This is a genomic window from Streptomyces sp. RK9, assembly GCF_045070545.1.
Taxonomy (GTDB): domain Bacteria; phylum Actinomycetota; class Actinomycetes; order Streptomycetales; family Streptomycetaceae; genus Streptomyces; species Streptomyces alboflavus.
In genome coordinates this window covers 2,324,184-2,339,074 of the sequence record NZ_CP173703.1, presented here as the reverse complement: position 1 = coordinate 2,339,074, position 14,891 = coordinate 2,324,184, and the positions used below count along the sequence as shown (strand labels likewise).

Sequence of the window (14,891 nt, the reverse complement as noted above, 5' to 3'; positions counted from 1 at the left end):
CGGATCGTGACGACCGTCCGGCTTCCGCTCTTCCCGCTCAACTCGGTGCTGTTCCCGGGGCTCGTGCTGCCCCTGAACGTCTTCGAGGAGCGTTATCGCGCCATGATGCGCGAACTCCTGAAGGTTCCCGACGACGAGCAGCGGCAGTTCGCGGTCGTGGCGATCCGTGACGGCCGGGAAGTGGCGCCGAGCGCGCCGGGCCTGCCCGACCAGACCGCCCAGCCCGAGCAGGGCCCCGCCGCGGGCTTCGGCGACGACCCGCTGAAGGCGTTCCACGAGGTGGGCTGCGTCGCGGACGCGGCGACCGTCCGGGAGCGCGAGGACGGCGGCTTCGAGGTCCTCGCCACCGGCACGACCCGGGTGCGGCTGCTCTCGGTGGACGCCTCCGGGCCCTACCTCGTCGGCGAGCTGGAAACCCTCGACGAGCAGCCCGGCGAGGAGGCGGGCGCGCTCGCCGAGGGCGTCCTGCGCGCCTTCCGCTCGTACCAGAAGCGGCTCGCGGGCGCCCGCGAACGCTCCCTGTCGACCAGCGCGGAACTCCCCGACGAGCCGTCGGTCGTGTCCTACCTGGTCGCGGCCGCCGCCGTCCTCGACACCCCCACCAAGCAGGAGCTCCTCGAAGCCCCCGACACGGCGGCCCGGCTGCGCGCCGAGCTGAAATTGCTGCGCGCGGAGACCGCGATCATCCGTAATCTGCCGTCGTTGCCCGCGACGGAACTGACGCGCGGCACGACCAGCCTCAACTGAGGCACGGCCGGACCACCTCAGGTACGAGCCCGTACGAACCGTACGAACCGCGGAAGTTGGCGAGCAGCAGCGTGGCGAAGAAGCAGAAGAAGACGCAGGCGGGCGGGACCCCCGCGACGGTCGCCCTCACCGCGGCGGGCACCGCCTTCACCGTGCACTCCTACGACCACGACCCCGCCCACCCCTCGTACGGCCAGGAGGCCGCCGAGGCCATGGGCGTCTCCCCCGACCGTGTCTTCAAGACCCTGGTCGCCGACGTCGACGGCGAGCTGACCGTGGCCGTCGTCCCGGTCGCGGGCACCCTCGACCTGAAGGCCCTCGCCGGCGCCGTCGGCGGCAAGCGCGCCACCATGGCCGACCCGGCCGCGGCCGAGCGCACCACCGGGTACGTCCGCGGCGGCATCTCTCCCCTCGGCCAGCGCAAACGCCTGCGCACCGTCCTGGACGACTCGGCCTCCGCCCACCCCACGATCTGCGTCTCGGCCGGCCGCCGCGGCCTGGAGGTCGAGCTGTCCCCCGCCGACCTGGCCGCCCTCACCAGCGCGACGCTCGCCCCGATCGGGCGTGAATGACCCCTCGACGCGGGTCCCGTCCTCGACTAGGACCACACCCATGTCGAAGAAAACGCGCAAGCGGAAGTGGCGGGTAAGGAAGGGCAAGTCCAACCACGGCAGGCGCCCGGCGTAGGGCCCGGCTGGGAGCTCCCCGACCCCGCCCCTTCCCGTAACTGGGGCTCCGCCCCAGACCCCGCTCCTCAATCGCCGGAGGGGCTATTCATAGCCCGTCCGGCGCTTGAGGACGAGGCGCGAAGCGCCGATAGCGGGGGTCCGGGGGCGCAGCCCCCGGTTTCGGGAAGGGGCGGGACTGGGGAAAGCCCCGCAGGGCCCCCTACCGCTCAGGCGCCCCATAAGCATCCCGATGAGCCCCCTCGTACGACGAGAACGGCTCCGGATCCCGGGGCCCGAACAACCCCGTGAGCACCAGCTGCGCGACCATCGCGGCGACAGGCCACGCAAGCAGCACCCCCTTGGCCTTCAACTCCATGGGCGCGTCGAAGACGACCCCCGCCCCCACGTCCCGCGCATGCGCCGCCACATCCGTCTCGGGCCCGACCCAGACCCCCACCTTCCAGGCGAGCACGGCCCCGAGCAGCCCACCCGCGGCGAGCCCGACGACGAGCGGGATCCCGCCCCGCCGCCGCACGAGGAAGACGACGACCGCGCTGACGAGGCCGAAGGCGAGGCCGAGGAGAGCGAACGTTCCGTCGACCCCGATGGCCTGCTCGCCCTCGGTGTCCTTGAGGTAGACGGACGTCCTGTCGGCGATGAGCGGCACGGTGGGCGCGAGCCACAGCCACAGCAGCCCGAGCAGCACCCCACTGGCCGCGACGGCGAGCGCGATCACCACGGCGTCCCGCACGTCGGCCTTCAGATCGGTCGGCACGGGCGCTCCGCCCTCCTCGTGCGCCGCCTCGGCCGCGTACCCCGAGGACCGCGCTGGTGCCCGCCAGGGGTTGTCGGGGCCGGACGGGTCGGCGTCGCCGTCTTCGGGGCGGTCGTGCGGCGGTTGGGAGGGTGTCAGCGGTGCGGTCACGCACACATGGTGCCAGCTCCGCCTGAGAACCGCGCCACCGGACGGCGGATCGGCGTCAGCGGACGGCGGCCCGCCGGTAGGCCCAGGTGGCGACGGCCAGGGAGGCCACGCCGACGCCCGCGCAGACGGCGAGATCGAGGGCGACGGCGCCCCAGTCGGGGTCGGAGCCGAAGGTCCGGGCGAGGGCCTCCACGCCGTACGTGGAGGGCAGCAGATCGCGGGCGTACTGCAGGAACTCGGGCATCCGCTCGGCCGGGAGCACCCCGAGCAGGAGCGCCGCGGACATGCCCATCTGCCCGAGCAGGGTGGCGAGTTCGGGCCGCGGCGCGAGCAGCCCGAGGGCGGCGCCGAGCCCGGCGAGGGCAGCGCCGGAGAGCGGGATCACGGCGGCGAGCACCCACAGGTGCGTCAGCGGCAGGCCGAAGAGCCCGCAGCCGACGACGGCCGTGACGATGGTGCCGGGCACGGTGAAGGAGGCGTACGCGGCGGCGGCGCCGAGGACGACGGCGGCGGGCGGCACGGGCAGCGTGGCGTAGTGGTCGAGGCCGCCGTCGCCGCGGAGCTGGCCGAAGTACTGGGCGAGCAGGTTCAGCGCGACGAACGCGACCACGAGGACCGAGGACCCGGCGACGACGGCGTGGGCCTCACCGCCACCGTCCACGACGCCCCGCATGAGGATCATGATGCCGACGGACTGGAAGGTGGCGACGAAGAGCAGCGGGATGCGCGCGACGCGGGCCCGCGACAGCTGTGCCCGGTAGACGGCGCCCAGGGCCGGCAGGAGCCGCGCCCGGGCCCCGAGCGGCGCCGCGACGTCCGGCACCGGTACGACGCCCTCCTCGGCGCGCACGACGGCTTCCAGGGGAACGGCACTCAACGGACAACCTTCCTGCCGACGTCGTGGCGCTTGCGGGCGAAGCCCACCCTGCTTCGTCCGCCGCCCTCGCGGTTCGGGGTGACGGACGGGCGGGTGGGAGAGGTCCGCCGCGCGGCGGCGGCACCGAAGACCCCGCCGCGGAGAGGAGCTGTCACGCCTTCACCAGCCCGTCCCCGCCTCGCCCACCCAGGGCGAGATACACATCTTCCAGGCTGGGTGTGGCCAGCGTGAAATCGTCCAGCGCGGCGAAGGCGCCCCCGCCGGTGACCGCCGCGACGGCCGCCCGCGCCTCCTCGGGCGCGAGCCGCAGCGTCCACTTGCGCCCGGACTCGACCGCGGAGGACCGCAGCGCGGCGACCTCGGGCACGTCGACGGGCGCCCGCTCGCGCCAGACGAGCTCCACCCGGACCTCCCCGGCGACCTGCTCCTTGAGTCCGGCGGGCGTGTCGCAGGCGATGACCCGGCCGTGGTCGAGCACGGCGACGCGGTCGAGCACGGTCTCGGCCTCGATGACGTTGTGGGTGACGAGCAGGACGGTGGTGCCGCGCTCGGCCCTGCGCCGGTCGACGGCGCCCCACACGGCGCGCCGCGCCACGGGGTCCATGCCGGTCGTCGGCTCGTCGAGCACGAGCAGTCGCCGCTCCCCCACCAGGGCGGTGGCGAAGCAGGCGAGCCGGCGCTGGCCGCCGGAGAGCTTCTTCAGGGGCCTCGACGCGAGGGCGGTGAGCCCCAGCTCGTCCAGGACGTCGTCGCGCTCGGTCCGCGCGCGTGCGGTCTCGAGGCCGCGCAGGCGCGCGGTGGTCTCGACGGCGAGGGAGACGGTCAGCTCGTCCAGGGCGGTGGACTCCTGGCCCAGATAGGCGAGGAGCCGGGCGGCCCGCTCCGGGTGGCGCACGATGTCGTGGCCGAGGACGTGGACGCTGCCGCTGTCGGGCCGCATCAGGCCCGTCAGCTGGCGTACGAGGGTGGACTTGCCGGCGCCGTTGGGCCCGAGGAGGCCGAAGATCTCGCCGCGGCCGACCTCGATGTCGAGGCCGTCGCTGGCCCGGACCTCGGGCGTCGCGGGCCTGCCGCGCCTGCCGCGGGCGGCGGGATAGACCTTGACCAGGTCACGCACGACGCAGACGGCATCGCTGCCGTGCCCCTGCCGGAGCCCCTGTCGGACTGCCTGTGCCGCGCGCGTACTCACGAAGGACGAGGGTACGGGGTCCCGTGTCCGGTAGGGCGCGCGGGGCGGCCCTCGCGCCCCGTCCGCCCGCCGAAGAGGGGACCCTCACCACCCGCGGGAGCGGACCTCACTCCCCGGCCGGAGCGTGCTCGGCGGCGGTCCGCACGTCGATCTCGCGCCAGAAGCCCGCCCGGATCGCGTACCGGTCGTGCTCGTCGATCTGGTCGTCCTTGTGGGCGAGCAGGCCGAACCGGGCGGCGTAGCGCAGCAGCTCGCCGTCGATGCGGTGCGGGATGCGCGGGTACATCGCGCCGAGCTTCTGGAGGTTGTGCTGCTCGGGCAGGCGTCCCATCCAGCGCCGGGCGAAGACCTGGCCGACCTCGAAGGGGTCGCCGCCGACGGTGGTGATGTCCTCCTCCCGGTCGGCCCAGCGCTGCTCGGCCGTGGTGAGCTGGGCGAGGGTGGGCAGCGCCGCGGCCTCCGGGGGCTCGGCGGGGGTGCCGGGGCGGTCCACCCAGCCCTTGTCGGACGACCAGCGCAGGGTCGCGCTCGCCGGCTCCTTGGGGTGGTGGACGCCGGGGGCGCGCAGGGCCGCGAGGTCCTTGGGGGTGGGCACGCCCTTGGTGGCCGGATTGCGGTCCCCGTTCTCCTGGGCGCGGGGGGCCGCGGCGGGGTGCGGGGCGGCCCCGGCCTGCTCGGGGGTCGCGGTGAGCGCGGACTCGGGCAGCGGGGCGGAGAGGATCGCGGCGATCTCGGGGCGGGGGGCGGGCGGCGGGGCGCAGACGCCGGTGAGCTCCTTGGCGCGGACGGCCTTGGTGATCCAGACGCGGTCGAGGACGCGGCGCTCGTCGGCCTCGGCCACCAGGTCCTCGGACTGGTTGTAGTCGCCGTCGGCGGCCTGTACGGCCCAGAGGTGGACGGCGACGCCGTGTTCCTTGGCGGCCATCATGCCGGGCAGCAGATCGCCGTCGCCGGTGACGAGCACGACGTCGGAGCAGGCGCGGTTGCGGGCCAGCTCGGTCAGCTCGGCGTGCATGGCGGCGTCCACGCCCTTCTGCGCCCAGCGGCCGTCGCTGCGGGTCAGGGCGCCCAGGCGGACGGTGACGCGGGGCATCACGCGGAGCCTGCGGTGCTCCGGCTGGGGTACGCGGTCGGGGGCGCCGTCGAACCAGTAGATCCGCAGCAGCGGGCGCTCCGTGTCGGCCTCGGCGCGCTCCCGCAGACCCTGGATGAGGGCGGTGTGGTCGACGGTGATCCGGGACCGGGACGGCTCTCCCGCGAGGAGGCTCGCGGCGGCTCCCAGCAGATACCCGGCGTCCACCAGGACGATGCAGCGGTCCACGCCATCCACCCTCTTCCCTGGAAGATTCCTGAAGGTGCCCGAAGATCCCACAGATCCCGGGCGGGGATCCGGCGTTTTCGCGGATCGGGAGATCCCGCGGATCCTGGAGGTCACTTCGGGTTTCCTTCGAGTCTGCCCGACCTCGCGGAGGTTAACGGCCCGAACTCGATCTTCGGCGTGGCGTATCCGCCCGAACGCGTTGCGTGGCTCCTTTCGAGTGCCCCCGCGAGTCCCCCTATGACGCACGGTAATTATCCAAAATGCGCCTTTTGCCGACCTATGTGAGTCTGGTCGCGTCCTGGCCCCTCGATCACCCCCAGGAGGAAGATCACCATGGCCAAGAACAAGAACCGCAAACAGGGCTCCCAGCAGAACCGCTCCTCGCAGGCCGAGCGCGCCAACGAGGAAGCGAGGTCGGCCGCGACCGAGGCCCAGCAGGCCATGCAGTCGCAGGCCCAGGGCAGCCCGGCGGATGTTGCCCGTAAGCACCAGCGCCGCTTCGGCCACAACTGACGCCAACTGGCGCCCGCACAGGCACACATGAGGGGCGCACCCGATCCGGGTGCGCCCCTTGGCCATGCGGTTCCCGCCGTGCGCGCCGCTCGCGCCGCCGGTGGTGGGGTCAGCCCGCCAGGCAGGACGGGCCGAGCAGCACCTTGAGGTCGCCGAAGAGCGCCGGGTCGGGCTTCACGCGGTGCCGGTCGAGCCGGAGCACGGTGGTCTTCTGGGCGCCCTGGAGCTTGATCCGCACCTCGCTGTTGCCCCGGTGGTGGCTGAGGATCTCGCCGAGGCGCGTGACCATCGGCGGGCTCACCTTCACGGTCGGGATGGTGATGAGCACGGGCGCGTTGGTCCCGGCGTTCGACAGGTCGGGGACCTGCATCTCCATGGCGACGAGGCGGGGGACGTCCTCACGCTTGTCGAGCCGCCCCTTGACGAACACCACGGCGTCCTCGACGAGTTGCGTGGACACCAGCTGGTACGTCGCCGGGAAGAACATGCACTCGATGGAGCCCGCGAGGTCCTCCACGGTGGCGATCGCCCACGCGTTGCCCTGCTTGGTCATCTTGCGCTGGAGCCCGGAGATGATGCCGCCGATGGTGACGACCGCGCCGTCGGAGAAGTCGCCACCGGTCAGCTGTCCGATGCCCGCGTCGGCCTTGTCCGAGAGCACGTGCTCCAGGCCGAACAGCGGGTGGTCGGAGACGTAGAGACCGAGCATCTCCCGCTCCTGGGCGAGCAGATACGTCTTGTCCCACTCGTCGTCGGAGAACTCCACGTCCAGGCCGAACCCGGGCTCGTCGGAGTCGTCCTCGCCCATCCCGCCGAAGAGGTCGAACTGCCCCTCGGCCTCCTTGCGCTTGACCGCCACCACGTTGTCGATCATCGGCTCGTACTGCGCGGTGAGGCCCTTGCGGGTGTGCCCCATCGTGTCGAACGCGCCCGCCTTGATCAGCGACTCCGTCGTGCGCTTGTTGCACGCGGTCGCCTCCACCTTGTCCAGGTAGTCCGGGAACGAGGCGAACTTCCCCTTCGCCTTCCGCGACCGGATGATCGACTCCACCACGTTCGTGCCGACGTTGCGCACCGCCTCCAGGCCGAAGAGGATCACGTCGTCGCCCTGGGCGGCGAAGTTGTGCACCGACTCGTTCACGTTCGGCGGCAGGACCTTGATGCCCATGCGGCGGCACTCGTTCAGATACACCGCCGACTTGTCCTTGTCGTCCTTCACCGACGTGAGGAGCGCGGCCATGTACTCGGCGGGGTAGTTCGCCTTCAGATACGCGGTCCAGTAGGTGACCAGGCCGTACGCGGACGAGTGCGCCTTGTTGAACGCGTATCCGGCGAAGGGGACCAGGACGTCCCACAGGGCCTGGATCGCGGCGTCCGAGTAGCCCTTGTTCTTGGCGCCCGCCTGGAAGAGGACGAAGTTCTTCTCCAGCTCCTCGGGCTTCTTCTTGCCCATCACGCGGCGCAGGATGTCGGCCTCGCCGAGGGAGTAACCGGCGATGATCTGGGCGGCCTTCTGCACCTGCTCCTGGTACACGATGAGGCCGTAGGTGAGGCCCAGCGTCTCCTTCAGGGGCTCTTCGAGCTCCGGGTGGATCGGCGTGATCTCCTGGCGGCCGTTCTTGCGCTCGGCGTAGTTCGTGTGCGAGTTCATGCCCATCGGGCCCGGCCGGTAGAGGGCCGAGACGGCGGAGATGTCCTCGAAGTTGTCGGGCTGCATCTGGCGGAGCAGCGAGCGCATCGGGCCGCCGTCGAACTGGAACACGCCGAGGGTGTCACCGCGGCAGAGCAGTTCGAAGGTCTTGGGGTCGTCGAGCGGAAGGCTGAGCATCTCCAGGTCGATGCCCTTGTTGGCCTTCACCATCTTGACGGCGTCGTCCATGATCGTGAGGTTGCGCAGGCCCAGGAAGTCCATCTTGAGCAGGCCGAGCGACTCGCACTGCGGGTAGTCCCACTGTGTGATCGTGACGCCGTCGGTGTGCCGCACCCAGATCGGCGCGTGGTCCACGATCGGCTCGCTGGACATGATCACGCCGGCCGCGTGCACACCCATCTGCCGGACCAGGCCCTCCACGCCCTTGGCGGTGTCGATGACCTTCTTGACGTCCGGCTCGTTCTCGTACATCCCCCGGATCTCGCCCGCCTCGCTGTAGCGCGGGTGGGTGGGGTTGGTGATGCCGTCGAGGTCGATGCCCTTGCCGAGGACGTCGGCGGGCATGGCCTTGGTGAGCCGGTCGCCCATGGCGTAGGGGTAGCCGAGGACGCGCGCGGAGTCCTTGATGGCGTTCTTCGCCTTGATCTTGCCGTACGTACCGATCATGGCGACCTTGTCCTCGCCGTACTTCTCGGTCACGTACCGGATCACTTCGACGCGCCTGCGCTCGTCGAAGTCGATGTCGACGTCGGGCATGGAGACGCGCTCGGGGTTGAGGAACCGCTCGAAGATCAGTCCGTGCGTGATCGGGTCGAGGTCGGTGATGCCCATGGCGTACGCGACGATCGAGCCCGCCGCGGAGCCTCGGCCGGGGCCGACCGCGATGCCGTTGTTCTTGGCCCACATGATGAAGTCGGCGACCACGAGGAAGTACCCGGGGAACCCCATCTGGATGATGATGTCCATCTCGTACTCGGCCTGCTTCTGGCGGTCCTCGGGGACACCGCCCGGGTAGCGGCGGTTCATGCCGACCCGGACCTCCTCCTGGAACCAGGTGACCTCGGTGAAGCCGTCCGGGATGTCGAACTTCGGCATGAGGTCGCGCTTCTCGAACATGCCGGTCGTGTCGATCTGCTCCGCCACGAGGAGCGTGTTGGCGCACCCCTCCTGCCAGGCGTCGGAGGAGTCGACGGCGTACATCTCGTCCGTCGACTTCAGGTAATAACCCGTCCCGTCGAATCGGAATCGGTCCGGATCCGAAAGGTTCTTGCCCGTCTGAATGCACAGCAGCGCGTCGTGCGCCGTCGCCTCGTGCGCATATGTGTAATGCGAGTCATTCGTGACCAGCGGCGGAATGCCCAGCTTCTTTCCGACCCGCAGCAGGTCCTCACGCACCCGGCGCTCGATGTCGATGCCGTGGTCCATCAGCTCCAGGAAATACCGGTCCTTGCCGAAGATGTCCTGGTATTCCGAAGCCGCCTTCACCGCCTCGTCGAACTGCCCGAGACGCAGCCGCGTCTGCAGCTCACCCGAGGGGCACCCGGTCGAGGCGATCAGCCCCTCCGACCACTGGGAGATCGTCTCCTTGTCCATCCGGGGCCACTTCTGCAGCCAGCCCTCGGCGTACGCGTCCGAGGACAGGCGGAACAGGTTGTGCAGGCCGGTCTGGTTCGCCGCCCAGATCGTCTTGTGCGTATAACCACCCGAACCGGACACGTCGTCGCGCTTCTGGTGCGGCTGGCCCCACTGGATCTTCCGCTTGTTGCGCCGGGACTCCGGCGCCACGTACGCCTCGATCCCGATGATCGGTGTCACCCCCGCCTTCTTCGCCGTGTGGAAGAAGTCGTACGCCCCGTGCAGGTTGCCGTGGTCGGACATCGCGATGTGCGTCATGCCCATCTCGTTGCACGCGTTGAACATGTCCTTCAGCCGCGCGGCACCGTCCAGCAGCGAGTACTGGGTGTGGACGTGCAGGTGCGTGAAGGGCGGCTTCGACACGACGTTGGCCTCCGGGGGAACTCTGCGGGTGGCGTGGGTGGACAGCGTGGAAGTCTAATCCGCGCGACTGACATGGAGGGCGAAAGCTGTGGCGCGCAGCGCCTCGATGAGGGGTGGTGGCCGGGTGGCGGGAGGGCGGGCACTCGGGAGTACGGTCGGGCGTTGAGAAGAGGGCGGACGACCGTCCCCCATGTCATGCACCAGGAGGCACCCCGCGATGTCGGTCCCGCAGCCCACCGCCGACCAGCGCGGCGAGGAGATCCTCGCCGTCTTCGACACCGCGTTCGGCGAGCTGCTCGCCGCCGACCCCGCCGCGTTCCGGGTGAAGTTCCGGAAGATGGCGGCCTCGGCCTTCGCGTTCTACCGCGGCACGGCGTGCCTCTTCTACCACGACCTGGGCCGCGACCAGCACGCCGGTCCGTACGTGGACGACCGCACCGGCCGGGTCTGGATCCACGGCGACCTGCACGCCGAGAACTTCGGCACGTACATGGACTCCCAGGGCCGCCTGATCTTCAACGTCAACGACTTCGACGAGGCGTACGTCGGCCCCTTCACCTGGGACCTGAAGCGCCTCGCGGCCTCCCTGGCCCTGATCGGGTACACGAAGGCGCTGAGCGACGAGCAGATCACGTCCCTGGTGCGGACGTACGCCGCGGCGTACCGCGAGCGGGTCCACGACCTCGCGACGGGCGCCAAGAGCGACGAGGTGCCGCCCTTCACCCTCGACACGGCCCAGGGCCCCCTCCTGGACGCCCTGCGCGCCGCCCGCTCCCTGACCCGCTTCGAGCTCCTGGACTCGATGACGGAGATCCGCGACTTCGAGCGCCGCTTCGCGCCGGGCGGCGGCTCCATCGAGCTGGACGCGGCCACGCGGTACAAGGTCCTCGCCGCCTTCGACGGCTATCTGGAGACGCTGCCCGAGTCGTCCCTGGCCCGCCCCGACTCCTACCGCGTGAAGGACGTCGTGGGCCGCCGCGGCATCGGCATCGGCTCCGCCGGGCTGCCGTCGTACAACATCCTCCTCGAGGGCAACAGCGACGCCCTGGAGAACGACGTCGTCATCTATCTGAAGCAGGCCCAGACCCCGGCCGTCTCCCGGCACATCACGGACCCCGCGGTCCGCGGCTACTTCCAGCACGAGGGCCACCGCACGGTCATCTCGCAGCGGGCCCTCCAGGCGCACGCCGACCCCTGGCTCGGCTGGACCGAGCTCGACGGCGCGGGCCAGCTCGTCGCCGAGGTCTCGCCGTACGCGGTCGACCTGGACTGGTCGGACATCGACGACCTGGACGAGATCTCCTCCGTGGTGGCCGACCTGGGCCGGGCCACGGCCACGATGCACGCGGCCGCGGACGACGAGAGCGGCCACTCGGAGCTGGTGCCGTTCTCCACGGAGCGGGCCATCGACGCCGCCATCGCGGCCGACGAGGACGGCTTCGGCGACCTCCTGGTGGACTTCGCGCACGGCTACGGCGCCCGGGCCCGCGCGGACCACCAGATCTTCGTCGACCTGTTCCGCAACGGCCGGATCCCGGGGCTGTAGCGGCCCGCCATGTGATTCATAGGGACCCTTTAGGGGTCCCTTATGACAGCTCATGGCACACTCGCTTGCGCGATGGACATATCCGGGACCCAGATCAGAGTGGTGCGCGCGGCACTGTTCACGGCACTCGTCGTGATGCTGTCCGCCGCGTCGCACATTCTGCTGTCCCGGGCCCCGCTGCCGCTCACCACCTGCCTCGCCGTCACGGCCGGCGTGTACGTGATCGCGTACGCCCTGGCGGGCCGCGAGCGCGGGTTCGGCCGCATCGCCGCCCTGCTGATCCCCCTCGAGCTGGCCGCCGACACCGTCTTCACGTCGGGCCAGCACGTCTGCTACGGCCAGTCGGGCGGCCCCGTCACGGGGCCGCTGCGGTCCGTCGGCGTGGACGTGCTGTGCGGCGGCGGCAGCGTCGGCACCCCGCTGGCGCGGATGGCGGGCGGCGAGAGCCACGGCGCCGCCGCCCTGCTCGCCGACGGCGGCCCGGCCACGGCCTGGCTGCTGCTCGGCGCGCACGTCGGCGTCGGGCTGCTCGCCGCGGCCTGGCTCGGGCGGATGGAGCGGGCCGTGGCGGGGCTGCTCCGGGCGGCGGCCGCGGCGACGTTCCGGCCGCTGCTGCTCGCGGTCGCCGCGGTGACCCGGCGGATCGAGCCGGTGCGCGGGCTGCCGCGCCCGGCCCGCCGGACGCCGGTGGTGCGCACCCGGCTGCTCGTGCACTGCGTGGGACGGCGTGGACCGCCGTGCTCGGCCCTCCTCGCCTGAGCACAGCCGACCAGCCGACGCCACACCCACGGAGAACCATCATGAGCAAGCGCAACAGCCAGGCCGCGAAGCAGGCCGCCCGCGAGCGGATCCGCGCCCAGCAGGAAGCCGAGCGCAAGCGCGAGAAGCGCAAGCGGTCCATCATCGTCGGCACGTCCATCGTCGGCGTCCTCGCCCTCGCGGGCGGCGTCTCGTACGCCGTCATGCAGGGCAACAAGCCCGGCTACTGGGAAGACGCCAAGGACAAGAAGCTCGTCAAGCCCGCGAACACCTCGGGCAAGGACGGCACGACCGTCGTCGTCGGCAAGGCGAGCGCCAAGAAGACCCTGAAGGTCTACGAGGACCCGCGCTGCCCGATCTGCGCGAGCTTCGAGCAGGCCGTCGGCCCGACGGTCGAGAAGGACATCAAGGACGGCAAGTACAAGGTCCAGTTCGTCGGGGCCACGTTCCTCGACAACAACATCCCGGGCGAGGGCTCCCGCAACGCGATGAGCGCGCTCGGTGCCGCCCTGAACGTCTCCCCGGACGCGTTCCTCGCCTACAAGAAGGCGCTGTACTCGGCGGACAACCACCCGAGCGAGCAGGACGACAAGTTCAAGGACGACTCGTACCTGCTCAAGGTCGCGAACGAGGTGCCCGAGCTCAAGAAGAGCGACGCCTTCAAGAAGGCGGTCAAGGACGGTACGTACGACCGCTGGGCCCTGGCCATGGGGCAGGCGTTCCAGGACGACAAGGACGGTGTCGAGGGCACCCCCGCGTTCGTCATGAACGGCAAGCAGCTCAAGGGCGCCGACGGCAAGAACGCGCCGATGTCGGTCGAGGACTACAAGAAGGCCGTCGATGAGGCGCTGAAGGCCTGATCCAGGAGTTATCACGCAAGCGCAGTAGGCGTGTTGCGGAAGAGCGGGCGAACTTTCGGCGGTCGCCCGCTCTTCGCCGTTACCGGTCCGTAGGGTTGCCCCTCGTGACCAGTCGAAGAGACAACTCCCTTACGCCCGCTGAGGGTCCCGGCAAACCGTCCGCCGCCCTCACGCCGCGCCGCCGCACCGTCGTCAAGGCCGCGGCCGCCACCGCCGCCCTCGCCGCGCCGCTCGCGGCCGCCCTGCCGGCCCGGGCCGCCGCGGGGCCCGCCTTCCTGCACGGCGTCGCCTCCGGTGACCCGCTGCCCGACGGCGTCCTGCTGTGGACGCGGATCACGCCGACGCCCGATGCGGTGCCCGGGTCCGGCAAGGGCCCGGACGTCGAGGTGCGTTGGGAGGTGGCCGAGGACAAGGGCTTCAGCAAGGTCGTGGGCCGCGGCTCGACCACCGCGAAGGCGGCGGGCGACCACACGGTCAAGGCCGATGTAAGGGGCCTGCGCCAGGCGACCACCTATTACTACCGCTTCTCCGTAGGCAGCGATTCGCCGGTGCGCTCCCCCGTGGGCCGCACCCGCACCGCCCCCGCCCACGACGTCGCGGCGCCCGGCGTCCGCTTCGGCGTGGTGTCGTGCTCGAACTGGGAGGCCGGGTACTTCTCCGCGTACCGCCACCTCGCCGCCCGCACCGAGCTTGACGCGGTCCTGCACCTCGGCGACTACCTGTACGAGTACGCCTCCGGCGGCTTCGCCTCGTCCGGCGACGTCGTGCGCGAGCACCAGCCGAAGCACGAGATCCTCACCCTCGCCGACTACCGGACCCGGCACGGCGCCCACAAGACCGACGCCGACGCGCAGGCCATGCACGGCACGCACCCGGTCATCGCGATCTGGGACGACCACGAGGTCGCCAACGACGCCTGGTCGGGCGGCGCGGAGAACCACAGCCCGGAGACCGAGGGCCCCTGGGCCGCGCGCGTGGCCGCCGCCAAGCAGGCGTACTTCGAGTGGATGCCGGTGCGCCCGGCCACCGAGGGCACCGTCTACCGGCGGCTGCGCTTCGGCAAGCTCGCCGACCTGCACCTGCTCGACCTGCGTTCGTTCCGCTCGAAGCAGGCGGGAGTGGGCAGCGGCGACGTCGACTCGCCGGACCGCACGATCGCGGGCCGCGCCCAACTGGACTGGCTGAAGGCGGGACTTGCCGCGTCGGACGCCGCGTGGAAGCTGGTCGGCACGTCGGTGATGATCTCGCCGGTCGCGTTCGGCTCGCTGCCCGCGTACCTCCTGAAGCCCCTGGCGAAGCTGCTCGGCCTGCCCGAGGGCGGTCTCGCCGTCAACACCGACCAGTGGGACGGCTACACCCACGACCGCAAGGAACTCATCGGGCACCTGCGGGACAAGGGCATCAGGAACACCGTCTTCCTGACCGGTGACATCCACATGGCGTGGGCCAACGACGTGCCGGTGACCGCCGCCACGTACCCGGCGTCGCCGTCCGCGGCCACGGAGTTCGTCGTCACGTCCGTGACGTCCGACAACGTCGACGACTTCCTGAACGTCCCGCCGCAGACCCTGTCCCTGGTCGGCGTCGCCGCGGTCAAAGCCGCCAACCGCCATGTGAAGTGGCTGGACATGGACTCCCACGGCTACGGCGTCCTGGACGTCACGGCGGAGCGCTCGCAGATGGACTACTTCATAGTCTCCGACCGCACGGACCCCGATGCGACGTCGAAGTGGGCGCGTTCGTACCGCACCCTCACCGGCACCCAGAAGGTGGAGCGGGTGCAGTCGCCGGTTCGCTGAAAGCCCGGTGAAGCAGGCCGACAGGTGCCCCTCGACCC

12 protein-coding genes are annotated in these 14,891 nt (G+C 71.2%); 7 read left to right on the top strand and 5 right to left on the bottom strand.

Features of this window, described 5'->3' with window-relative positions; genetic code table 11:
• Nucleotides 1-6 precede the first annotated feature (6 nt).
• Nucleotides 7-747, top strand: coding sequence for an LON peptidase substrate-binding domain-containing protein (locus AB6L24_RS09335; protein WP_405654079.1), 741 nt, complete (start codon nt 7-9; stop codon nt 745-747).
• Between the two features lie 71 nt (nt 748-818).
• Nucleotides 819-1,319 (top strand): Cys-tRNA(Pro) deacylase, encoded by a 501-nt coding sequence (ybaK, locus tag AB6L24_RS09330; RefSeq protein ID WP_405657104.1) that lies wholly within the window; start codon nt 819-821, stop codon nt 1,317-1,319.
• A 316-nt stretch (nt 1,320-1,635) separates the two neighbouring features.
• On the opposite strand, the gene AB6L24_RS09325 is transcribed toward ybaK, so the two are convergent.
• The 4 genes from AB6L24_RS09325 to AB6L24_RS09310 form a co-directional block, all read right to left on the bottom strand.
• Complete coding sequence (locus AB6L24_RS09325; protein ID WP_405654076.1) at nt 1,636-2,340, bottom strand: DUF2567 domain-containing protein; 705 nt, start codon at nt 2,338-2,340, stop codon at nt 1,636-1,638.
• Nucleotides 2,341-2,395: 55 nt separating this feature from the next.
• Nucleotides 2,396-3,217 (bottom strand): ABC transporter permease, encoded by an 822-nt coding sequence (locus AB6L24_RS09320; RefSeq protein ID WP_087883710.1) that lies wholly within the window; start codon nt 3,215-3,217, stop codon nt 2,396-2,398.
• 151 nt (nt 3,218-3,368) lie between these two features.
• Nucleotides 3,369-4,406, bottom strand: coding sequence for an ABC transporter ATP-binding protein (locus AB6L24_RS09315; protein ID WP_193560784.1), 1,038 nt, complete (start codon nt 4,404-4,406; stop codon nt 3,369-3,371).
• A gap of 106 nt (nt 4,407-4,512) precedes the next feature.
• Nucleotides 4,513-5,727 carry an NYN domain-containing protein gene (locus AB6L24_RS09310; RefSeq protein ID WP_405654073.1) on the bottom strand — a complete coding sequence of 405 codons (1,215 nt, stop codon included), beginning with the start codon at nt 5,725-5,727 and terminating at the stop codon, nt 4,513-4,515.
• A 333-nt stretch (nt 5,728-6,060) separates the two neighbouring features.
• On the opposite strand from AB6L24_RS09310, the gene AB6L24_RS09305 reads away from it, so the two are divergent.
• Nucleotides 6,061-6,240: a hypothetical protein gene (locus AB6L24_RS09305; protein ID WP_380851775.1), complete on the top strand. Its 180-nt coding sequence runs from the start codon at nt 6,061-6,063 to the stop codon at nt 6,238-6,240.
• 109 nt (nt 6,241-6,349) lie between these two features.
• Here AB6L24_RS09305 and dnaE read toward each other — a convergent pair whose 3' ends face one another.
• The gene (gene dnaE / locus AB6L24_RS09300; protein ID WP_405654070.1) at nt 6,350-9,889 is read right to left on the bottom strand and encodes a DNA polymerase III subunit alpha; all 3,540 of its coding nucleotides are present in this window, start codon (nt 9,887-9,889) and stop codon (nt 6,350-6,352) included.
• A 217-nt stretch (nt 9,890-10,106) separates the two neighbouring features.
• On the opposite strand from dnaE, the gene AB6L24_RS09295 reads away from it, so the two are divergent.
• From AB6L24_RS09295 to AB6L24_RS09280, 4 genes are all read left to right on the top strand, one after another.
• Complete coding sequence (locus AB6L24_RS09295) at nt 10,107-11,435, top strand: DUF2252 domain-containing protein (RefSeq protein ID WP_405654068.1); 1,329 nt, start codon at nt 10,107-10,109, stop codon at nt 11,433-11,435.
• A 72-nt stretch (nt 11,436-11,507) separates the two neighbouring features.
• Nucleotides 11,508-12,194 carry a hypothetical protein gene (locus tag AB6L24_RS09290; RefSeq protein ID WP_405654066.1) on the top strand — a complete coding sequence of 229 codons (687 nt, stop codon included), beginning with the start codon at nt 11,508-11,510 and terminating at the stop codon, nt 12,192-12,194.
• 41 nt (nt 12,195-12,235) lie between these two features.
• The gene (locus AB6L24_RS09285; RefSeq protein WP_405654064.1) at nt 12,236-13,054 is read left to right on the top strand and encodes a thioredoxin domain-containing protein; all 819 of its coding nucleotides are present in this window, start codon (nt 12,236-12,238) and stop codon (nt 13,052-13,054) included.
• Nucleotides 13,055-13,158: 104 nt separating this feature from the next.
• Complete coding sequence (locus AB6L24_RS09280; RefSeq protein ID WP_405654062.1) at nt 13,159-14,853, top strand: alkaline phosphatase D family protein; 1,695 nt, start codon at nt 13,159-13,161, stop codon at nt 14,851-14,853.
• Nucleotides 14,854-14,891 lie beyond the last annotated feature (38 nt).